Annotated in this window: 1 protein-coding gene; it reads right to left on the bottom strand. The window is 52.1% G+C overall.

The window, feature by feature from the left end:
- Nucleotides 1–262 precede the first annotated feature (262 nt).
- Nucleotides 263–604, bottom strand: a complete 342-nt coding sequence (locus AB4090_RS15090; protein ID WP_369574697.1) for a hypothetical protein — start codon at nucleotides 602–604, stop codon at nucleotides 263–265.
- Nucleotides 605–789: the final 185 nt, after the last annotated feature.

Raw genomic sequence — 789 nt, 5'->3', positions numbered from 1 at the left:
GAGCGGATCAGAATCGCCTCCCGCGCAATATAATGACAGTCCTCGATAATAAGCTGCAAAACTCGATTGTAATGATTGCAGTGAAAAATCTGGGGTTCACCATGCAGCGTGACAATTCCTGTACAAGGATCCCGCGTGGCTTGTGGAGTGGTAATCATGACCCTATCCCCACCTTTCTCGGCAATGTACCCCGCCCCCCAGCAACTCGGAATGCTCATGAAGAGTAATCACCTTCTTGCCAGTAACAGCCTCGGTAACCCCGTCAATGACGGCCGAATCCAAAGTGACACAATGCGTGGGAGCCTGGGTGAACATTTCTTTCTGCCAAAACGCGGCCGATACGACACCCAGAGAGCTCGGCATTTTGGTCCTGGAGTTGAATGTGGTCCATAAATTCCTTATCGACAAAAAAAGTGGATACCATCGCGCGCGCATCTTCCGCACTACCATGCTTGCCTGCGGCCAATTTTTTGCCCAACGCCCTGCCGGCATATCTAAAAACGCTGATGGCCCCTTTTTCGCCAACGATGCTTGATACCTGATCAGCGATATCACAAAGCAGTTCAACGACTTCTCGAGTATCTAGCGCACAGGTTTTTTCCATGTTGCGAGCCCCCGTCCTGAGTTGCCAACTATGCGCCGATTGTAAGAGTAGGCGCAGCTCATCTGTTTCGCAAGGTTCTTTAACTACCCAATTTCCGCGATTACCTTTGCGTTGCGGCGCATTGTGGGCACGGGCAGGGCGATTCTGGCTGCATAGCGTGACTGCCGGAAGGTTCCCACGGCGAT

This window comes from Acidithiobacillus sp. IBUN Pt1247-S3 (genome assembly GCF_041146875.1).
Lineage (GTDB): Bacteria > Pseudomonadota > Gammaproteobacteria > Acidithiobacillales > Acidithiobacillaceae > Igneacidithiobacillus.
Note: the sequence above shows the minus strand (reverse complement) of the source record. Positions and strands in the feature narration are given on the sequence as shown.

Excerpts from the sequence above, each read along its gene's own strand:
- AB4090_RS15090 (WP_369574697.1), bottom strand. The coding sequence starts at position 604 with ATGGAAAAAACCTGTGCGCTAGATACTCGAGAAGTCGTTGAACTGCTT.